Below are 19,777 nucleotides of genomic sequence, written 5' to 3' on the forward strand. Positions count from 1 at the left end.
CCCAGCTCGGCCATGCTGCGTTGAAAACAGGCTCGTGCGCGAGTCCGATCGGAATGCTCATTGACAACCAGTCAACTCCGCTTCCTCGCCTGTTTTCGCCTTGCCTGACCTTCGCTGGAACACATTTCGTACAGAGCCCAGGACGGCCATGGTGTTTACGCGTAAAACGTCAGGCAATTACCACTTGTAAGTAGCGCTCGCGACAATGCTGCGCTGGTCACCGTAGTAGCAGTAGTAACCGTCGCAGGTAGAGATGTAGTCCTTGTCGAACAGGTTGGTGGCGTTCAGTGCCACCGAGGCGCCCTTGAGGCTGGTGCCCAGGCGGCCAAGGTCGAAGTGCAGGGTGGCGTCGAACACGGTGTAGGCGTCGGCCTTGCCCAGCCAGGTGTTGGCCTGGTCGCCGTAGGTGTTGCCGGTGTAGCGGGCGCCGCCGCCTACGCCGAAGCCATCGAGCAAACCGCTGTGCCAGGTGTAGTCGGCCCACAGGGCCGCTTGTTGGTTGGGCATCAGTTGCAGGCGGTTGCCCTTGTAGGTGCCGTCCTGCACTTCGGACTTGGCCAGGGTGTAGGAAGCGATCAGCTTGAGGTTTTCGGTTACGTCGGAAACCGCTTCCAGCTCCAGGCCCTTCACTTTCACTTCGCCAGTCTGGCTGGTGACGGTGATGTTATTGACCACGTTGTTGACCGATACGTTCTTCTGGGTCAGCTCATACACGGCCGCACTGAGCAAGGTGTTGCTGCCCGGTGGTTGGTACTTGATGCCCAGTTCCCACTGTTGGCCTTCGGTTGGCTTGAAGGTCTGGGTGGTGGATGCATCTGCGCCGCTGACCGGCTGGAACGACTCGGCGTACGACAGGTACGGCACGAAGCCGGAATCGAACACATAGCTGACGGCCGCGTTGCCGCTGAATTTCTTGTTGCGCTCGGTATTGGTGGCATCGTCCTTGTTGAAAAACTTGGTGCCCACGTGTACCCAGTCTTCACGACCGCCCAAGGTCAGGCGCCACTTGTCCAGGGCCATCTGGTCTTGCAGGTAGAGGCCGGTCTGGTAGGTCTTCTGGTCATAGTCGTAATAGGCCGTCGAACGGGCGGGGCGGGTGTTGACCGTGGTATTGACCGGGTTGAACACGTTGATGCTGGAGGCGCTTCCGAATATCGACAGGTAGTTGCTGTTGATGCGCTGCAGGTCGGCACCGATCAGCACGGTGTGGCTGATGTCGCCGGTGGCGAAGTCGGCCTGGAAGTTGTTGTCCAGGGCGAACTGGCTGATGTCTTCATCGACATTGGTGGTGCTGCGGCCCAGGTTGCCGTTGGCGTCCAGGGTGTAGCCGGCCAGGCCGGGAATGTAGCTGTTGACCGTGGTGGTCTGGAACGCCAGGTCCGACTTGGTATAGCGCAGGTTCTGGTGGAACTGCCAGGTATCGTTGAAGCGGTGCTCGAACGCGTAGCCCAGCGAGTAGTAGGTGCGATCGTAGAAGTCGTAGTCCGGGTCGCCGAGGTTCTTGTGGTGCGAGATTTCGCCCAGCGAGGATTTGATCTTGGTGCCCTGGATCGGCAGGAACTGGCTGGTCACGCCGGTATCGTCGCGGGTGAATTGGCTGAGGAAGGTCAGCTTGGTGTCCGGGTCGATGTTCCAGGTCAGGCTGGGGGCGATGTTGTAGCGCTTGTTTTCGATGTGGTCGACCTGCGTGTCGCTGTCGCGCACCACGCCGCTGATGCCATAGAGGAACTGGCCTTCGTCGTCGATCTTGCCGGTGCTGGCGAAATCGATCTGGCGGTGGTTGTCGCTGCCGTATTCCACGCGGATCTCGTGGCTGGTTTCTTCGCTGGGGCGGCGGCTGACCATGTCCAGCAAGCCGCCCGGCGGGGTTTGGCCGTATACCGAGGAAGCCGGGCCACGCAGCAGGGCCAGGCGGTCGAGGTTCCAGGTTTCCATTTTCGGGTTGGCGTACACGCCCTTGGGCAGGGGTAGGCCGTCCAGGAACTGGGTGGGTTCGAAACCGCGCACGCGCATCCAGTCGTAACGGGTGTCGCTGCCGTAGCTACTGGCGACGATGCCGGGCATGTAACGCACGGCGTCATCAATGCTGTGCACGTTGCGGTCGGTCATCTGCTCGCGGGTGGCCACCGAAATGGAGCGTGGTGCTTCGACCAGCGCGGTGTCGGTCTTGGTGCCAGCGGCGGTGCGGGTGGCCAGGTAGCCTTGGGTCGGGCCCCAGGCGGTTTCGGAAGTGCTGTTGGCGTTGATCGAAGTTTCCGGCAAGGCCAGGCTGCCTTCCGGCACTGCGACCAGGCTGTAGGTGCCGGCGCCGCTTTGCTGCAATTGCAGGCCCGTGCCGCCGAGCGCCTTGCTCAGCGCGCTGACGGTGTCCATTTGGCCACTGACTGGTGCCGAACGTTTGCCCGCCACCAGCGATGGGTCGATGGCCAGTGTCAGGCCAGCTTGGCTGGCGATCTGGTTGAGGGTGCTGGCCAGAGGTCCCGCTGGCAGGTTGTAGCTGCGCACGTTGCTGGATTGCTCCGCCGCAGTGGCGGTGCCGCCGACGAACGGTACGGCCATGGCAATGGCAACCGCCATCAGGCTGGGGCGCAAGAAGGAATGGATGGCGCGGGACATGGAGCGGCTCCTGAAAGGGAATATTTCGCAATTGCCTTGGTGCCGGATGAGAATCGAAAAGTGATAGGGCTGATCGAAAATAATTTAGATTTAGAATCGGGAATGCGTTTCAGAGCGTTTTGGCGGGCGCAACTTTGGCCGCCACAGTCACCCACCACGGGGTGTGCTGCTGGATTTGCACAGGCAGCGTCGGCAGTAGGGCGGTTAGCGCCAATTGGGTGTCGTTGAGCGGGAAACTGCCGGTGATGCGCAAGTCGGCCACCTCGGCACTCACGCCCAAGTGGCCACTGCGGTAACGTCCCAGCTCCTTGACCAGGTCTGCCAGGCGGGCGTTGTCGACCACCAGCATGCCGCGGGTCCAGGCGTCGGCGCCGGGGGGCAGGGCGCTGGCCAGGTCCAGGCCATTGCGATGCATCAGCACCTGTTGGCCCTCGTGCAATACCTGCTCGTTGTTGCTGCCTTGGGCATGGGCCGCCACGGCGGATTGAAGCACGCTCAAGCGCGTACCTTGGTCTTCGCGCCGTACCAGGAAGCGGGTGCCCAGGGCGCGCAGGCTACCGTCTTCGGTCTGCACCAAAAACGGCCTGGCGTCGTTATTTTTGTGCCCGGTCTCGACGAAAATTTCGCCTTCCTGCAGCACGATCAGCCGGCGTTTGTCATCGAAGCGCACGTCCACGGCACTGTGGGTGTTGAGCTTGATCACGGTGCCGTCATCCAGGTTCAGCGTGCGTTGTTCGCCGGTGGCGGTGCGCTCGTCGGCCAACCAGTAGTCCACCGGCAATACCCGGGTGCCGGCCAGCAGGGCAACACCTGCCAGCAGCACGATGCTGGCCAGGCCGCCGCCCAGCTTGCGCGCGCCCGAGCGCCGTTGCAGCAACGCCTTGCGCGCCGGCCCCGGGGCGATCTTGAAGCGTTGGTCGAGCATGCCCAGTTGCATCCAGGCGCGGGCGTGCTCTTCGTCGGCGGCGTACCACTTGTCGAATTCGGCGCGCTCCACCGGGCTGCCATTGCCGCAGTCCAGGCACAGCTGCCAGGCGATGGCGGCATCCAGCACGCGTGCCGAAACCGGTTTGGAACTGAACGCATTCATGTCGGTTCGCCGTACAGCGCGACGTAGCACTGGCGCATGCCCTGGGCAAGGTATTGCCGCACGCGTGGCACCGAGACGCCCAGGCGCTCGGCAATTTGCGCATGGCCCAGGCCTTCCAGGCGGTTATAGAGGAAGGCGGCGCGTGCCTTGCTCGACAATTTGGCCAGCAGGCGGTCGATGGCTTGCAGGTCTTGCAGGATCGATTGCTGTTGTTCAGGCGAAGGTTGTTCGGCTTCCGGGATCAGCATCAGCTCGTTCAGGTAAGCCTGCTCCAAGGCTGCGCGGCGGAAGTGGTCGAATAACAGGCCCTTGGCGATTGCTACCAAAAAGGCCCTGGGCTCGCGGGGGGTGCTCAACTGGTCGCGGTTCAGCAGGCGCACGAAGGTATCCTGGCTCAGGTCTTCGGCACGGTGCGGGCAGGCAATGTTGCGCCGCAGCCAGGCAAGCAGCCAGCTGCGATGGTCGCGATAAAGCGCCCCCACCAGCTCACTGTTAAGGCTCTGGACTGACGACACGGTGTTCCCCGATTGAATGCGTTTAAACTAACGAGAATTATTCGCGATTGTGGCAGAGCGTCATCGAACGTGCAATCGACGCTTATCGGGGAAATGTTTCCTGACATCACTGCTGTCGGTAAGTCGGATTTATGCGCGAAGCAGCCAACCCGGTCTGCTTGATAAACCATGGTGTTTTTTTCGCGGATAAATCCGTTCCTACGGGCGACCTAGTAAGGCTGCGCTTGCTGGCGCCGCTGCCACTGCCCCAGCCGTTGCTCGATCTGTAACGGGCTGTCCAGGGCCTGGCGTCGGGCTTGGCTGAACAGGATCAAGGCCAATTGGGCGGTGACCAAGGCATCGGCGCTGGCGTTGTGGCGCTCGTCGGCTTGCAGGCCGAATTGCCGGGTCCAGTCATCCAGGCCGGCTTCGCGCAGGGTCACGTCGGGGTTGAGCAGGGGGGCCAATTGGGCAAGGTCGATAAAGCGATGCTCCAAGCGGTAGCCCAGGTGGGTTTTCAGCGTGCGGGCCAGCATGCGCTGATCGAAGGGCGCGTGAAACCCTAGGATGGGGCTGTCCCCCACAAACGCCATGAGCGCCAGCAACGCCTCGACGGGTTCGGTGCCGGCTGCCAGGGCGCTGGGCCCCAGGCCATGCAGCAGCACGCTGGGGCTGAGTTTGTGATCGGTTTGCTGCAAGGTGCATTCAAATTGCTGCGACAAGTCGATGGCGCCGTCCTCGATCACCACGGCGCCAATCGACAGCACCTGGTCACGGTTCACGTTCAGGCCGCTGGTTTCCAGGTCCAGCACCACCCAGCGCTGTTCGCGCAGGCTGTGCACGGCCCCCGGCTTGCAGGGTTGCAAGGCTTGCAGACGCTGTTGTTGGCCGTGGTCCAGGGCCGGGGCGGGCGGGCGCAGCCAGGCGAACAGGCTCATAGCTGGTACCGGAAGCTAAGGCTCGATTGCAGGCGCTGAGCCTGGCGCAACGATTCGCGCAGGATGCGCCGGTCCAGGTGGTTAAGGCTGTCGGGGTCGACCCGGTTGGAATAGGGACGGTTCTCGCGGATTTGCACCTGATGCTGCTGCATGCGGGTTTGCTGGATAAAGTGGTATGCCTCTTCATAGGCCGCGCCATCGAGCTTGTCGATGACTTCCTTGGCCACCAGTTGGCGCAGGCGCTGCAGGGTGTTGTTGGCATCGATGCCGTTGGCCAGGGCCAACAGCCGCGCACCATCAACAAAGGGGGTCAGGCCTTGCACCTTGAGGTCGAGGGTGGCGGCTTTGTCGCCACCCTTGCGAGTCAGTACGAACTCGCGAAAACGCCCCACCGGCGGGCGTTGGCGCAAGGCGTTTTCGGCCAGCATGCGCTGGAACAGACGGTTGTCAGCCACCTGCTCGAGGATACTGCGGCGCAGTTGCTCGCAGCCTTGTTCGTCGCCCCACACCACCCGCAGGTCGAAATAAATGCTGGAGGCCAGCAGGTTCTCCGGCGTTGCCTCACGGATAAAAGCCGAAAAGCGCCGCGCCCATTCGGCTCGCGACAGGCACAGCTCAGGGTTGCCGGCCATGATGTTGCCTTTGCACAGGCTGAAACCACACTGCGCCAACGCCTGGTTGATCTGGTGGGCAATGGGCAGCAACTTGCCGCGTATCTCGGCGGCATGGGCGGCGTCACGCGCCTCGAACAGAATGCCGTTGTCCTGGTCGGTGTACAGCGTTTGCTCACGGCGCCCTTCGCTGCCGAAACACAGCCAACTGAAGGGTATGCCCGGGTCGCCCTTGTCTTGCAGGGTCAGCTCGATCACCCGGCACACGGTGTGATCGTTGAGCAGGGTGATGATCTGGGTGATCTGCGTCGACGAGGCGCCGTGGGCGAGCATGCGCTCGACCAGCTGGCTTATTTCACCGCGCAGCGATACCAGGGTTTCCAGGCGGCCAGCGGTGCGGATGGTACGGGCCAGGTGCACCAGGTCGATTCGTTGCAGGGAGAACAGGTCGCGCTCCGATACCACGCCGCACAGGCGCCGGTCCTTGACCAGGCAGACGTGGGCGATGTGCCGCTCGGTCATGGCGATGGCGGCATCGAAGGCGCTGGCATCCGGGCTCAAGGCAAACGGCGATTGCGTCATGTGCTGCTGCAACGGCTGGTTGAAATCACTGCAGCCATCGGCCACTACCTGGCGCAGGTCGCGCAGGGTGAAAATCCCCAGCGGGGCTTTGTGCGCGTCCACCGCGACGATGCTGCCCACCTGCTGTTCGTGCATCAGGGCCACCGCCTCGCGCAACGGCGTTTGCGGGCTGCAGGTAACCGGGTGACGCATGGCCAGCTCGCCCAACCGGGTGTTCAACGAATACTGGTTGCCCAGGGTTTGCGCTGCGCTGCGCTGTACTTGTTGGTTGACCTGGTCGAGCAGGCTGCTGACACCGCGCAGGGCGAAATCGCGAAATGCCTCGCTCAACTCGAACAACTTGATGAACGCCGGCTTGTTCAACTGCAGGCAGAAGGTGTCTTCGGCTGCCAGGTGCTCGGTGCGGGTGGCGCGCTCGCCCAGCAGGGCGGCCAGCGGGAAGCACTCGCCGCTGGCGATCTCGAAGGTGGTTTCGGTGCCGGGGCGGGTGACATGCTGGCGTTCGCCAACCACGCGGCCCTGCTTGACGATATAGAAGTGCTCGATGGGCCCGTCGCTGGGCTTGATGATGCTTTCCCCAGCCGCATAAAAGCGCAGTTGACACTGCTCGACCAGAAACGCCAGGTGGCTGGTTTCCATCTTGTTGAAGGGCGCAAAACGCTGGAGGAACTGCAAGGTCCCCTGGATATTTTGCAGCACCGCTGTTTTCCCTGCCTGGGCGAAGGCGTCCGCTTTACTCATTACCGATACCGCATTGTTCTTGTCGTCAGCCATGGTCGGCCCCTGGGGCCTGAGTGCCCATTGGACGTAAGTCTAAACGCCTTGCCCGATGTATCGGATGCATCGTTGTCGGCTGGAAAATGTGTAGCAGGCTACACGTCTACTCGCAACGGATTGAAAAATGCGTCGAGCGATAAAAAAAGCTTCTAGATCGCCGATTTCGTCAGCATCATGCTGCCATTCGCTCCACCAACCGACGAACTGCAGTGGCAAAATCATATCGCCGTGGTCTGAAACTATGGATCCCGTTGGTTTTTTCATAATGAGAGGCATATGCCCGACCAAGATATCCTGAGCGATGCCGAGCGTGCGGCATTGAGCGAGGCCATGCAGGCGCCGGAGTTGCCGGCGTTGCAGGCTTTGTTGGTCGATGACGACCGCGATTCGCTCAACCTGCTGTGCGAGATCCTCAACTGGCACGGCGTAGCCTGCGTGACCGAGCAAAGCGCAGAAGCGGCGCTCGGGCGGCTGGCGGTCGATCGCTCGATTGGTTTGCTGATTACCGACTTGCGCATGCACCCGGTCAACGGCCTGGAATTGATCCGCCGCATTCGCGAATCGGACCGTGTGGCCTTGCCGATCATCATCATGTCGGGGGATGCTGGGGTGAAGGACGCAATTGAAGCGATGCACCTGAGCGTGGTGGACTTTCTGCTCAAGCCGATCGATAGCGCGCAGCTGGTGAAGCTGGCGAAAAAAGAACTGGGGCTTAACTAAATAACACGGTAGGAGCGGATCCATCCGCGAAAGGTACGCTGCGGCTCTTCAGGAAGACCGCGGCGCGCCGTTCGCGGATGAATCCGCTCCTACACGGGGTGCTGTGGGTTACAGGCTGTTCTTGGCCTTGAACTCACGGCGACGGCGGTGCAGCACCGGCTCGGTATAACCGTTGGGTTGCTTGGCGCCTTCGATCACCAGTTCGACCGCCGCCTGGAAGGCGATGTTGCTGTCGAAGTCTGGCGCCAATGGGCGGTACAGCGGGTCGTTGGCGTTCTGGCGGTCTACCACGGGAGCCATGCGCTTGAGGCTTTGCAGGATCTGCTCCTCGGTCGCAATGCCATGGCGCAGCCAGTTGGCCAGCAGTTGGCTGGAAATCCGCAGGGTGGCGCGGTCTTCCATCAGGCCCACGTCGTGGATGTCTGGCACCTTGGAGCAGCCTACGCCCTGGTCGATCCAGCGCACCACGTAGCCGAGGATGCCCTGGGCATTGTTGTCCAACTCGCTCTGTACTTCTTCCGGCGACCAGTTGGTGTCCTTGGCCAGCGGGATGGTCAGGATGTCGTCGACCGATGCGCGCTCGCGCTTGGCCAGTTCTGCCTGACGGGCAAACACATCGACCTTGTGGTAGTGCAGCGCATGCAGCGCGGCAGCCGTCGGCGACGGTACCCAGGCGGTGTTGGCGCCGGCCAGTGGGTGGGCGATTTTCTGTTCGAGCATCGCCGCCATCAGGTCGGGCATGGCCCACATGCCTTTGCCGATTTGCGCGCGGCCTTGCAGGCCGGTGCTCAAGCCGATGTCGACGTTCCAGTTCTCGTAGGCGCCAATCCACTTCTCGGCTTTCATGGCGGCCTTGCGCACCACGGCGCCGGCCTCCATGGAGGTGTGGATTTCATCGCCGGTGCGGTCCAGGAAGCCGGTGTTGATGAACACCACGCGCTCGCTGGCGGCCTTGATGCAGGCCTTGAGGTTGACCGTGGTGCGGCGCTCCTCGTCCATGATCCCGACTTTGAGGGTGTTGCGCGGCAGGTTCAGTACTTCTTCGATGCGGCCGAACAGCTCGTTGGTGAACGCGGCTTCTTCCGGACCGTGCATCTTCGGTTTAACGATGTAAACGGAGCCGGTACGGCTGTTTTTGCGGGTGTTGTTGCCGTTCAGGCTGTGGATCGACGCCAGGCTGGTCAGCAGGCCGTCGAGAATGCCTTCTGGCACTTCGTTGCCCTGGCTGTCGAGAATGGCATCGATGGTCATCAGGTGACCCACGTTGCGCACGAACAACAGCGAACGGCCGTGCAGGCTGACCTCGCCACCCTTGGGCGCGGTGTAGCTGCGGTCGGCGTTCATGGTACGGGTGAAGGTGGCACCACCCTTGGCCACTTCTTCGGCCAGGTCGCCCTTCATCAGGCCCAGCCAGTTGCGGTAGATCACCACTTTGTCGTCGGCGTCCACGGCCGCGACTGAGTCTTCGCAGTCCATGATGGTGGTCAGGGCGGCTTCCATCAGCACGTCCTTCACGCCGGCCGCGTCGGTTTGGCCGACCGGGGTGCTGGCGTCGATCTGGATTTCGAAGTGCAGGCCGTTGTTTTTCAGCAGTACGGCGGTGGGTGCCGAGGCGTCACCGTGGTAGCCGATCAGTTGCGCGTCGTTGCGCAGGCCGCTGTTGCTGCCACCCTTGAGGGCGACCACCAGCTTGCCGTCGACGATTTTGTACGCGGTGGAGTCGACGTGTGAACCGGCCGCCAGCGGGGCCGACTCGTCGAGGAAGGCGCGGGCGAAGGCGATGACTTTGTCGCCGCGGACCTTGTTGTAGCCTTTGCCTTTTTCCGCGCCGCCAGCGTCGCTGATGGCATCGGTGCCATACAGGGCGTCATACAGCGAGCCCCAGCGGGCGTTGGAAGCGTTGAGGGCGAAACGGGCGTTCATCACCGGCACAACCAGCTGTGGGCCGGCCATGCGGGCGATTTCGTCATCGACGTTTTGCGTCGTGGCCTGGAAATCCGCTGCTTCTGGCAGCAGGTAACCAATGTCTTGCAGGAAGGCTTTGTAAGCCGCAGCATCGTGGGCCTGGCCCTTGCGCGCCTGGTGCCAGGCGTCGATTTGCGCCTGCAGGTCGTCACGCTTGGCCAGCAGCGCCCGGTTCTTTGGAGCGAGGTCGTTGATGATCTTTTCCGCCCCGGCCCAGAACTGTTCGGCGTTGAGGCCGGTTCCGGGAATGGCTTCGTTGTTCACGAAGTCGAACAGGACTTTGGCGACCTGAAGGCCACCGACTTGAACGTGTTCAGTCATTGCTTGCCTCACTCTGCTCAGCTATTCAGCTCTTCTATTTAAAGCCTGTCGCGCTGCTTTGAACATGCTGCCAGAACGTGCCCGCAAGGGCGGCTGGGCTCGCTTGCCTGCATGTGCGGGCAAGCTTTGCATATTTTCACCGGCGCCTCGGCAGACATCGATTCAGCATTATGTAGTCCGCGCTGCGGCATACTACATGATGATTTGCGGTTGTGAAAATCAGACTAAAAGCGTCCTTCTGCGACTGAAATGGGATGCTCAGTCACAGTGCGAACCTGATGTTTCCAAGGGATCGACCAATTGTTCCATATAAATACAAAAACCGTATACAGATTTTGTTCCGAATGGCCGATTCAGGCGTGTGGCCAAGCCTTGCCTATACTTTCCCGATCCCAAGCCCATCAGCTTAGACGGGCCACCATAACAAGAGGGCGGCAGCATGGATCATTTGGTATTGACGGTTTTCGCGCCCGATAAACCAGGGCAGGTCGAACGCATCGCCCAATGCATCGCCGAGCACAATGGCAACTGGCTGGAGAGCCGCATGTCGCGCATGGCCGGGCAGTTCGCCGGCATTTTGCGGGTGGCAGTGCCTAACGAGACCTATGAGGAATTGGTGGGGGCGCTGCACGGCCTGGCCGACCATGGCATCCGGGTGCTGATCGCCGAGAGCGGTATCGAGCAGGCGTGTACCTGGAAACCCATTGCCATGGAGCTGATCGGTAACGACCGGCCTGGCATCGTGCGTGATATCACCCGCTTGCTGACCGAGCAGGGCGTCAATGTCGAGCGCCTGGTCACTGACGTGCGCCCGGCACCGATGAGCAGCGAGCCGCTGTTCCATGCCGAGGCTGTATTGGGGGTGCCGTTGAACCTGCCTCTGGATCAGTTGCAGGCGCGGCTGGAAACCTTGGCGGATGATTTGATGGTGGAGTTGGTGTTGCGTACGGATGCTTGAGCCAATACGCCGCTCCTGCACAGGGGAGTCGGCGTGGAGGGGTATCAGCGCTTGCTGCGCAAGCTCAACCACGCATCGACGCTGTACACCGCAAGCCCGGCCCAAATGAATAGGAATGCCGTGAGGTTGCTGGCCGTCAGGTGTTCGCCATACAAGGTTACCGCCAGCAACAGCACCAGAGTCGGCGCCAGGTACTGCAGAAAGCCCAGCGTGGTGTAGGGCAAGTGCCGGGCCGCGGCGTTGAAGCTCACCAGCGGCACCAGGGTGATGGGCCCCGCCAACATCAACAGCAAGCCCTGCGCGCTGCTCCAGAACTCAGGCTGGGCGCTTTGCGCTTCGGTGTTCAGCGCCAACCAGACAATCGCCACGGGCACCAGCATCCAGGTTTCCACCACCAGCCCCGGCAGCGCCTTGACGGGTGCTTGCTTGCGGATCAGCCCATAGAAGCCAAAAGTCAGTGCCAGTGCCAGGGAGATCCAGGGCAGGCTGCCCACGTGCCAGATCTGCTGCGCAACGCCAATCACGGCCAACGCCACGGCCACCCACTGCATGCGCCGCAAGCGCTCACCCAAAAGCAGCATGCCCAACAACACGTTCACCAGCGGGTTGATGTAGTAACCCAGGCTCGCTTCAAGCATGCGCCCGTTGTTTACCGCCCACACGTAGATCAGCCAGTTGGCCGCGATCAGCAACCCGCTACCGGCCAGGATCGCCAGCCGACTCGGGTTGTCGCGCAGTTCCCGCCACCAGTTGGGGTGTTTCCAGACCACGAGCAACAGTGAGCCGAAAAACGCCGACCAGAGCACCCGGCTGACGATGATCTCCACCGCCGGCACCGCCTGGATGGCTTTGAAATAGAGCGGGAACAGACCCCAGCAGATGTAGGCCGTGAGGCCCAGAATGTACCCGCGACGCGGGTTGGCGGCTTGCATGCAAAATCCTTAGAAGGTGGAGCAGCTTGAAGCTTCAAGCTACGAGCTTCAAGTAAGTGCAGGTTGGCGTATGGCGTATGGCGTATGGCTTGCAGCAACTCCTAGAAAAGCTTTAAGGGCTCTTCATTGAGTGCCGCCAGTTGCTCGCGCAAGGCCAGTACCTGGTCGCCCCAATAGCGTTCGGTGCCAAACCAGGGAAAGCTACGGGGGAACGCCGGGTCGTCCCAACGGCGTGCCAGCCAAGCACTGTAATGCATCAGGCGCAGGGCGCGCAGGGGTTCTATCAACGCCAGTTCGCGAGGGTTGAAGTCGTGGAACTCGCTGTAGCCATCCATCAGTTCCGACAACTGGCCCATGCATTCCTGGCGATCACCGGCCAGCATCATCCACAGGTCCTGTACGGCCGGGCCCATGCGGCAGTCGTCCAGGTCGACGATATGGAATACCTCGTCGCGGCACATCATGTTGCCCGGGTGGCAATCACCGTGCATGCGGATGTTCTGGTGCGGGGTTTCCTTGTACACCTGCTCCACGCGCTTGAGCACATCACGGGCAACGGACTCGTAGGCCGGCAATAGGCTGCGGGGGATGAAGTTGCCTTCAAGCAGGGTGTCCAAGGAATCGTGGCCGAAGTTCTTCACGCCCAGTGCCTCGCGGTGCTCGAACGGGCGGGTGGCGCCCACGGCATGCAAGCGGCCGAGCAGTTGGCCCAGCCGATACAGCTGGTCGAGATTGCCTGGCTCTGGCGCGCGGCCACCGCGGCGCGGGAACAGCGTGAAACGAAAGCCCGCGTGCTCGAACAGGCTGGCGCCGTTGTGCACCATGGGCGCGACCACCGGCACTTCGCAGTCGGCAAGCTCGGCAGTGAAGGCGTGTTCTTCCAGTATCGCCTCGTTGGTCCAGCGCGCAGGGCGGTAGAACTTGGCGATCAGTGGCTCGGCATCTTCGATGCCAACCTGGTAAACCCGGTTCTCGTAGCTGTTGAGCGCCAGGACGCGGGCGTCGCTCAAAAAGCCGATGCTTTCGACGGCATCGAGGACCAGATCGGGTGTCAGTGTTGCAAACGGGTGGGACATGCTCACTCCTGCGCGCAGCAGGCTGCCGCGTCCGGCCTCCCATGGTAGCGCAGACGCAGCGTTAAAGGGGCACTGCGATCAGGTGCCGATCACGCCACCGTCCTCGCGGCTGATGGCCATGACCGAAGAGCGGGGTTTGCCGCCCGGCAAATGCTCGGGGAAGGTCGAACCGCCGTTTTCGCCAGGGTGCTGAATGCCAACGAACAGCGTCTTGTGGTCGGGGGCGAAGCTGATGCCCGTGACCTCGCAGCCCACCGGGCCAACCATGAAACGGCGGATCTCGCCGCTGTGCGGGTCGGCGCAGAGCATCTGGTTATTGCCCATGCCAGCAAAGTCGCCGGTGTTGCTGACATCGCCGTCGGTCAGTATCCACAGGCGCCCGGCGTCGTCGAAACCCAGGCCGTCGGGGCTGTTGAACATATTCTGCGCGGTGATATTGGCCGAGCCCGCCTTGGTGTTGCCGGGGTGGGCGAGAGGATTGCCGGCCACCACGAACAAGTCCCAACTGAAGGTCATGGCGCCGTGGTCGCCTGCCGACTCGCGCCAGCGCAGGATTTGCCCGTAGACGTTCTTGTCCCGTGGGTTGGGGCCGCCGGCCGGTTGGCCTTCCTCGCCGCGCTTGATGTTGTTGGTGAGGGTGCAATAAACCTGGCCGTCCTTGGGGCTGACCACGATCCACTCGGGGCGGTCCATGCGCGTGGCCTTCAGGTGGCTGGCGGCTAACCGTGCATGGATCAGCACCTCGGCTTGGCTGGCGAAGCCGTTGCTGGCGTCCAGGCCGTGTTTGCCGTGGGTCAGTTCGACCCATTCGCCGCGCCCCTTGGGCCGGTCAGGGTTGTTGTCGCCGGCGTCGAAACGGGCGACGTACAGCGTGCCATGGTCGAGCAGGTCGCGCTTGCCGGATGCGATGGCGTCGCGGCTGATGAACTTGTAGATGAACTCGCCGCGCTCATCATCGCCCATGTAGACCACGGCGCGACCGTCGGCGGTTTGCGCCAGGGCGGCATTTTCGTGCTTGAAGCGGCCCAAGGCCGTTCGTTTGATTGGTGTGGATTTAGGATCGAACGGGTCGATTTCCACCACCCAGCCGTGACGGTTCAGTTCGTTGGGGTTCTTGGCCATGTCGAAACGTGGATCGTGGGGGTGCCAGTTCACATCTTTACTGGCAACTGTCACGCCGTAGCGCTTTTGCGCGGCATCGTAGGCTTGCGCGTTGTTACTGCTGCCGAAGCAGTCGGTGAAGTTTTCTTCGCAGGTGAGGTAGGTGCCCCATGGCGTCTTGCCGTTCGCACAGTTCTGGAAGGTGCCCAGCACGTGGGTGCCGCTGGGGTCGGCGGCGGTCTTGAGCAGGTCGTGGCCGGCTGCCGGGCCGCTGACCGTGATCGGCGCGTTGCCGTGGATGCGTCGGTTGTAGGGCGAGCCCTGCACGAACTGCCACTGGCCGCCCTTGCGCTGTACCTCGATCACCGATACGCCTTCGCAGGCCAGGGCCTTGCGCACCTCCTCGGCCGACTGCGGCGCGCCGCCATGGGCGTACAGGTAGCGGTAGTTGGTGTATTCGTTGTTGATTGCCATCAGTGCGCGGTCGGGCTCGCCAGGGAACGGGAACAGGCTCATGCCGTCGTTGTTGTCGCCGAACTGGGCTTCCTGGTCTTGCGCGCTGCCTTGGCCGCTGGGGTCGAAGGCGGGGCCGCCCTTGTGCAGGGGTTGGCCCCAACTGATCAACACCTGGGCCTTGTAGCCGGGCGGCAGGCTGATGCTGTCGGCGGTAGCGGCGGCGATCGGATCGAAGCCCAGCAACGGGCTTTGGCTGACGACCGCCGCCAGCGCGCTGCGGCTCAATGTGCCGCCACCCAGAAACATTGCTGCGCCGAACAGCGCACCGGCGCCAATGAATTTACGACGGCTGAGGCCAACCATCTGTTCAAGGTCGGTGGTTTGGTTTTCTTCTAATAGCTGCATGATCAGGCTCCCTGCGGTTAGGCAGGTGACGCTAATCGGTGGTTGTGACGGATTGGTTGCAGTACATATTTGGCAATACCTTCTTCAGCAGGCCCTGTAGGAGCGGATTTATCCGCGAAAAGGCCACTGCGGTTTGTTAGGCAGGTTGCGTCGTCTGCTTCGCGGATAAATCCGCTCCTACATGCCACCGTTCTGTAGGATTTATCCGCGAAGGCGTCTGCCTATATTCAACGATTTTTTTCGCAGGTTCATCCTACAGGGCGTGTTCACGAAGGCAAACAACATCGACAAAGCCGACGAGGCGCTGGAGGCTCACGTATTCTGCGCCACCGCCAGAGCTTCACACCCCTCATGCAACAGTTGATAAGCCACATCGGCTACAGCGCTGAGGTCTTTGCCTTCTGCAAAGCTAGTGTTCATGCAGGAGAGGCTTCCCATCAGGTTGCGGATGGTTTGGAAGCGGCGGTCGGCGAATTCGATCAGGTCGCGAGGGGTTGCGCTGGGGTTGATAAGGAGGATTGGGGTTGCAGTATTTAGTTCATTCATGATGTTTTTCCGGAGCATTAAATGATCCGCCAGCATCATTTGCACATGATGGGTGGCGGCTGTGCGCAGGTGTGCAAAACCGAGCTCCAGAGTCGGCAGACCCGCAGGTCTCCCGCGCACAGCCACCATAGCTGAACAACAGGCATAAATATGCCTGTTGCACAGATCAAGCGCCATAGCACTGCAGCACGGGTTTGCACGCCCGGTCGTTAATTTGGAAACGACGGAATGACTATAGGGTGCGGGAGGTGAGGGTGACAGATAGCTACGTCCGAGAGTGCTGTAGGAAAAATCTCAGATATCAATTTTTAAGCCATGAGCACGCTGCCCCGGCAGTTTCGCTATGGCATGTATTTTTTATTTCGAAAAAACCAATGTGTTGGCTTTTTATCGGAGGGGAAGCATTTGCATTGAAAGACTGCTGCTATTAATGCTGTCCAGCGGATAAGTTCGTCGTCTGCGAAAGAATAAAAATATTCGGCAAGGAATAAGGGTTTTCCAAATTTTGCTATGTTTATATGTGCAGTTCCGCAAAAAAAAGAAAGCAGAATGCTAGCGAGCGGCCAGCGAAAAGTTGGGCGAGGGCCTGATGAAAAATTGGAAACTGTTCTGCATGCAATGAACGTGACCAAAGAGAGGGTGCAGTAGATAGCATAAATGGTGGTCGGGTTGTCACTTATCATTGTTCAGCTCGTCGTGCATTGATATGATTGTTGCTGCGTTTCCGAAGCTTTCCACGAGCAGCGAAATCTCCCCCATCGCTTTATAACCGCGCACATAGTCCTGTTGTATGTGCCTAAATAGGCGCCAGCTTTCAGGTTTTATAACGCCCCGCAGTAGCCCATACCCTGACATTCCTAAGTCAATTGCCCCATAAGCTATATTACCCTCAGCCTCACTTCTTCCAAGCGCTTTGGAAACATGCTGATAACCCTTTCTCAAAAAGCCTTGTGCATTCGAACGACGCTATATTAGATTTTGTCCGTTCTCATAGACGTTGTTGGGCATGTCGACGTTGAGGTTGGCGATCTGGCCACCTGAGATTTCAATGGTGTAGTACTTTTCTCGGCCGCCGGACTCGGAAACTCGATAAAAGGAGATTTTGCAGTGCAACTCTCCCCTGTTCGCCAAGGCTTGGGCCAGTAGTGGGGAGGCTGCATCGATGTGTTTGGTGATGATGATGGGGTAATGGTAGAGCGATGGACGTTCCCGATGTTGGCCATGTTGTGAGTCAAGGACAGCACCATGATCTCGTTACGATGCTCGACCTGGCACTTGTTACCGATGGAGTCCTGAGTGGAGCACCCCGCGGAAATAAGCCCTTGAGTCGTTCCCGTTATGGTCATGTAGCCGTGGTTGGCCATCGCGAGATCATCCGAAAAATGTGTAATCGCGAAACTTACAGACCAATATCAAGAAACTAAATCAGCCGATTCCCGATTTTTTGTAGGATGCATCGCCTGTATGCCGGTTTACAAAGGCGTCCCCAGCAACACATACCCAGGTGCGAAAGAAACCAGCACCCTGCCACCCGCTTGCAGGCGCAACTCATCAACCCGCGCCGCGTCCGCCAATGCACACAACGTCTGCCCGTTCCGCAAGCCGATCCGCACTTCGCTCGGCCCTTGGAGGTCGGTAATGATCTGCTCGACTTGCCCCAGCAGCCCGCTGTGCTGCGCCGGGCAAGTTTCGTGCGGGCCATGTAACTCCAACCAGCCGGCCTTGATCAACGCCACTACTTCGCTGCCCACCTCTAACTCAAGCTGCACGGTGCTCTCATGGGTGATCTGGGCGGTGAGGGCGTACTCGCCGCCCAGGTCCAGGGTGATCAGGTCATTGCGGCCTTGGGCGACGATGGCGCTGACGCGGCCCTGCAATTGGTTGCGCGCACTGGTGCGCATCATCAGGCGGCTGAGCAGGTCGAGGTCGCCGGCTTCTTCGGCTGCTTCCAGCACCTGGGCTTGCAGCGATTGCAGGCGCAGGTACAGGCGCAACACCCGTTCACCTTCACTTGAAAGTTTGGCGCCACCGCCACCCTTGCCGCCGACCGCACGCTCGACCAACGGCTTGGGCGTGAGGTTGTTCAGTTCGTCGATCGCATCCCACGTGGCCTTGTAGCTCAGCCCGGCGCTTTTGGCGGCGCGGGTAATGGAACCTTGCTCGGCGATGTGCTGCAGCAGGGCGATGCGTTGCGGGCGGCGGGCAATGTACTGGGTCAGCAGGGCGGAAATCGGCATGGGGGGCGCGCTGTATCTGGTTTTATATAGCGTTGGACGTTGCCCGCAAGCCTTGGCCAAGTCAAGCGCTGCCAGGCTTTGGCGTGCGCGCCAGGCAGTACACGTCGACCCGCGCAGCCCCGGCCTTGAGCAATAGCAGCGCCAGGGCCTGGGCGGTGGCGCCGGTGGTCAGCACATCGTCGACCAGCGCCAGGTGGCGGCCCTTGATGCGTGCGCCGGGGGCCAGGGTGAAGGCGCCCTGCAGGTTGCGTAGGCGGGCGCGGGCGTTCAGTTCCTGCTGGGCCTGGGTGTCGTGGGGGCGCAGCAACATGTGCTCGTCGCAGGGGATGTTCAGCTGTTTGCCCAGCCAACCGGCCACCATGGCAGCCTGGTTGTAGCCGCGCTGGCGCAGGCGTTTACGGCCCATGGGCACCGGCAGCAGGCAGCCTGGGCGGGGTAGGCCTTCGTCGAATCGGTGCGCCAGCCAGTGCCCTAGCAGTTCGCTTAACAAGCGCCCGATGGGCCAGCGGCCGTGATGTTTGAAGCGGTTGACCAAGGCGTCCAGCGGAAAGCCGAAATGCCAAGGCGCCTCTACTCGGGTGAACGCAGGCGATTGGCGGTTGCAGGCGCCACAGAGCATGCCGGTGATAGGCAAGGGCAGGGCGCACCTTTCGCAGCGCTGGTCCAGCCAGGGCAGTTCGGCCTCGCAGGGCACGCATAGCGGGTAGGCCTGATCGGTGGGCTCATCGCATAACAAGCAGGTGTGGTTGTTTTTTGACCAGATGTAAACCGAGCGTCCGTGACCAGGTTGACAGTTCATGCGTCTTCCTTAAATATGCCCAATAACCGTGTCGCGCCTGTGGGTTATCCATGACCCCAGCGCCAGCCCAAGCATAAACAAGGAATCGCCCATGAGCGCCAGCACAACTGCAACGCTTCGTCACGACTGGTCTCTGGCCGAGGTCAAAGCCCTGTTCGTTCAGCCGTTCAACGACCTGTTGTTCCAGGCGCAAAGCGTGCACCGGGCGCATTTCGATGCCAACCGCGTCCAGGTTTCCACCCTGCTGTCGATCAAGACCGGCGCCTGCCCGGAAGACTGCAAGTACTGCCCGCAGTCCGGCCACTACAACACCGGCCTTGAAAAAGAAAAGCTGATGGAAGTGCAGAAGGTGCTTGAAGAGGCCGCCCGCGCCAAGGCCATCGGCTCGACCCGTTTTTGCATGGGCGCGGCCTGGAAGCACCCGTCTGCCAAGGACATGCCCTACGTGTTGAAGATGGTGGCGGGCGTCAAGGCCATGGGCCTGGAAACCTGCATGACCCTGGGCAAGCTGGACCAGGAGCAAACCGCTGCCCTGGCTGAAGCAGGCCTGGACTACTACAACCACAACCTGGACACCTCGCCTGAGTTCTACGCCAGCATCATCACCACCCGTACCTACGGCGAGCGCCTGCAAACCCTGGCCTACGTACGTGACGCGGGCATGAAGATCTGCTCGGGCGGGATCCTGGGCATGGGCGAGTCGCTGGACGACCGCGCAGGGCTGCTGATCCAGCTGGCCAACCTGCCGGAGCACCCGGAATCGGTGCCGATCAACATGCTGGTGAAAGTCGCCGGTACGCCGCTGGAAAACGCCGAAGACATCGACCCCTTCGATTTCATCCGCATGCTGGCCGTGGCTCGTATCCTGATGCCGCAATCGCATGTGCGCCTGTCCGCTGGCCGCGAAGCGATGAACGAACAGATGCAGGCCCTGGCTTTCCTGGCGGGCGCCAACTCGATTTTCTACGGCGACAAACTGCTGACCACGGCCAACCCGCAGGCCGACAAGGACATGCAACTGTTCGCCCGCCTGGGTATCCAGCCCGAAGCGCGCGAAGAGCACGCCGATGAAGTGCACCAGGCCGCGATCGAACAAGCGTTGGTCGAGCAGAAAAGCAGCGAACTGTTCTACGACGCTGCGTCTGCCTGATTC

General features: G+C 61.1%; 15 protein-coding genes and 2 pseudogenes. 3 read left to right on the plus strand and 14 right to left on the minus strand.

All coding sequences use genetic code 11. The features are described 5' to 3' along the window. Nucleotides 1-177: 177 nt before the first annotated feature. The 5 genes from L9B60_RS14045 to L9B60_RS14065 form a co-directional block, all read right to left on the minus strand. Entirely contained in the window at nt 178-2,616 is a 2,439-nt protein-coding gene (locus L9B60_RS14045) for a TonB-dependent siderophore receptor (RefSeq protein WP_249679407.1), read from the minus strand. 109 nt (nt 2,617-2,725) lie between these two features. Next, entirely contained in the window at nt 2,726-3,706 is a 981-nt protein-coding gene (locus L9B60_RS14050; RefSeq protein WP_249679408.1) for a FecR domain-containing protein, read from the minus strand. Continuing rightward, on the minus strand, nt 3,703-4,221 hold the full coding sequence (locus L9B60_RS14055) for an RNA polymerase sigma factor (RefSeq protein WP_249679409.1): 519 nt from the start codon (nt 4,219-4,221) through the stop codon (nt 3,703-3,705). Before L9B60_RS14055 ends, L9B60_RS14050 begins: the two co-directional genes overlap by 4 nt. 209 nt (nt 4,222-4,430) lie before the next feature. Beyond that, the gene (locus tag L9B60_RS14060) at nt 4,431-5,138 is read right to left on the minus strand and encodes a 3'-5' exonuclease (protein WP_249679410.1); all 708 of its coding nucleotides are present in this window, start codon (nt 5,136-5,138) and stop codon (nt 4,431-4,433) included. Next, nucleotides 5,135-7,072, minus strand: a complete 1,938-nt coding sequence (locus tag L9B60_RS14065; protein ID WP_249679742.1) for a putative nucleotidyltransferase substrate binding domain-containing protein — start codon at nt 7,070-7,072, stop codon at nt 5,135-5,137. The genes L9B60_RS14060 and L9B60_RS14065 overlap by 4 nt, the downstream gene beginning before the upstream one ends. A gap of 312 nt (nt 7,073-7,384) precedes the next feature. On the opposite strand from L9B60_RS14065, the gene L9B60_RS14070 reads away from it, so the two are divergent. Then, nucleotides 7,385-7,828, plus strand: coding sequence for a response regulator (locus L9B60_RS14070; protein ID WP_249679411.1), 444 nt, complete (start codon nt 7,385-7,387; stop codon nt 7,826-7,828). A gap of 108 nt (nt 7,829-7,936) precedes the next feature. Here L9B60_RS14070 and L9B60_RS14075 read toward each other — a convergent pair whose 3' ends face one another. Next, nucleotides 7,937-10,114, minus strand: coding sequence for a malate synthase G (locus tag L9B60_RS14075; protein WP_249679412.1), 2,178 nt, complete (start codon nt 10,112-10,114; stop codon nt 7,937-7,939). A 439-nt stretch (nt 10,115-10,553) separates the two neighbouring features. On the opposite strand from L9B60_RS14075, the gene L9B60_RS14080 reads away from it, so the two are divergent. Next, nucleotides 10,554-11,072 (plus strand): glycine cleavage system transcriptional repressor, encoded by a 519-nt coding sequence (locus L9B60_RS14080; RefSeq protein WP_249679413.1) that lies wholly within the window; start codon nt 10,554-10,556, stop codon nt 11,070-11,072. A gap of 44 nt (nt 11,073-11,116) precedes the next feature. Here L9B60_RS14080 and rarD read toward each other — a convergent pair whose 3' ends face one another. The 8 genes and pseudogenes from rarD to L9B60_RS14115 form a co-directional block, all read right to left on the minus strand. After that, on the minus strand, nt 11,117-12,004 hold the full coding sequence (gene rarD, locus L9B60_RS14085) for an EamA family transporter RarD (RefSeq protein ID WP_249679414.1): 888 nt from the start codon (nt 12,002-12,004) through the stop codon (nt 11,117-11,119). Between the two features lie 101 nt (nt 12,005-12,105). Beyond that, the gene (locus tag L9B60_RS14090) at nt 12,106-13,080 is read right to left on the minus strand and encodes a serine/threonine protein kinase (protein WP_249679415.1); all 975 of its coding nucleotides are present in this window, start codon (nt 13,078-13,080) and stop codon (nt 12,106-12,108) included. A 78-nt stretch (nt 13,081-13,158) separates the two neighbouring features. Next, the gene (locus tag L9B60_RS14095) at nt 13,159-15,042 is read right to left on the minus strand and encodes a PhoX family protein (protein WP_249679416.1); all 1,884 of its coding nucleotides are present in this window, start codon (nt 15,040-15,042) and stop codon (nt 13,159-13,161) included. A gap of 312 nt (nt 15,043-15,354) precedes the next feature. Continuing rightward, a complete protein-coding gene (locus L9B60_RS14100; RefSeq protein ID WP_249679417.1) occupies nt 15,355-15,765 on the minus strand; it encodes a hypothetical protein in 411 nt (136 codons plus the stop codon). 495 nt (nt 15,766-16,260) lie between these two features. Next, nucleotides 16,261-16,539: pseudogene (locus tag L9B60_RS30565) on the minus strand (DUF4225 domain-containing protein); the annotation flags it as partial. 33 nt (nt 16,540-16,572) lie between these two features. Continuing rightward, nucleotides 16,573-16,952, minus strand: a pseudogene (tssD, locus tag L9B60_RS14105) (type VI secretion system tube protein TssD); the annotation flags it as partial. A gap of 108 nt (nt 16,953-17,060) precedes the next feature. Beyond that, nucleotides 17,061-17,825: a TOBE domain-containing protein gene (locus tag L9B60_RS14110; RefSeq protein ID WP_249679418.1), complete on the minus strand. Its 765-nt coding sequence runs from the start codon at nt 17,823-17,825 to the stop codon at nt 17,061-17,063. Between the two features lie 61 nt (nt 17,826-17,886). After that, nucleotides 17,887-18,624, minus strand: a complete 738-nt coding sequence (locus L9B60_RS14115) for a ComFC family protein (RefSeq protein ID WP_249679419.1) — start codon at nt 18,622-18,624, stop codon at nt 17,887-17,889. A 91-nt stretch (nt 18,625-18,715) separates the two neighbouring features. Here L9B60_RS14115 and bioB point away from each other — a divergent pair, with 91 nt between their 5' ends. Next, on the plus strand, nt 18,716-19,774 hold the full coding sequence (bioB, locus tag L9B60_RS14120; RefSeq protein WP_249679420.1) for a biotin synthase BioB: 1,059 nt from the start codon (nt 18,716-18,718) through the stop codon (nt 19,772-19,774). The last annotated feature ends 3 nt before the right edge of the window (nt 19,775-19,777 follow it).

The organism is Pseudomonas abieticivorans (assembly GCF_023509015.1).
Lineage (GTDB): Bacteria > Pseudomonadota > Gammaproteobacteria > Pseudomonadales > Pseudomonadaceae > Aquipseudomonas > Aquipseudomonas abieticivorans.

Excerpts from the sequence above, each read along its gene's own strand:
- L9B60_RS14045 (WP_249679407.1), bottom strand. The coding sequence starts at position 2,616 with ATGTCCCGCGCCATCCATTCCTTCTTGCGCCCCAGCCTGATGGCGGTT.
- L9B60_RS14100 (WP_249679417.1), bottom strand. The coding sequence starts at position 15,765 with ATGGCGCTTGATCTGTGCAACAGGCATATTTATGCCTGTTGTTCAGCT.
- L9B60_RS14065 (WP_249679742.1), bottom strand. The coding sequence starts at position 7,072 with ATGAGTAAAGCGGACGCCTTCGCCCAGGCAGGGAAAACAGCGGTGCTG.
- L9B60_RS14060 (WP_249679410.1), bottom strand. The coding sequence starts at position 5,138 with ATGAGCCTGTTCGCCTGGCTGCGCCCGCCCGCCCCGGCCCTGGACCAC.
- L9B60_RS14095 (WP_249679416.1), bottom strand. The coding sequence starts at position 15,042 with ATGCAGCTATTAGAAGAAAACCAAACCACCGACCTTGAACAGATGGTT.
- L9B60_RS14050 (WP_249679408.1), bottom strand. The coding sequence starts at position 3,706 with ATGAATGCGTTCAGTTCCAAACCGGTTTCGGCACGCGTGCTGGATGCC.
- bioB (WP_249679420.1), top strand. The coding sequence starts at position 18,716 with ATGAGCGCCAGCACAACTGCAACGCTTCGTCACGACTGGTCTCTGGCC.
- L9B60_RS14075 (WP_249679412.1), bottom strand. The coding sequence starts at position 10,114 with ATGACTGAACACGTTCAAGTCGGTGGCCTTCAGGTCGCCAAAGTCCTG.
- L9B60_RS14090 (WP_249679415.1), bottom strand. The coding sequence starts at position 13,080 with ATGTCCCACCCGTTTGCAACACTGACACCCGATCTGGTCCTCGATGCC.
- L9B60_RS14110 (WP_249679418.1), bottom strand. The coding sequence starts at position 17,825 with ATGCCGATTTCCGCCCTGCTGACCCAGTACATTGCCCGCCGCCCGCAA.
- L9B60_RS14115 (WP_249679419.1), bottom strand. The coding sequence starts at position 18,624 with ATGAACTGTCAACCTGGTCACGGACGCTCGGTTTACATCTGGTCAAAA.
- L9B60_RS14080 (WP_249679413.1), top strand. The coding sequence starts at position 10,554 with ATGGATCATTTGGTATTGACGGTTTTCGCGCCCGATAAACCAGGGCAG.
- L9B60_RS14070 (WP_249679411.1), top strand. The coding sequence starts at position 7,385 with ATGCCCGACCAAGATATCCTGAGCGATGCCGAGCGTGCGGCATTGAGC.
- rarD (WP_249679414.1), bottom strand. The coding sequence starts at position 12,004 with ATGCAAGCCGCCAACCCGCGTCGCGGGTACATTCTGGGCCTCACGGCC.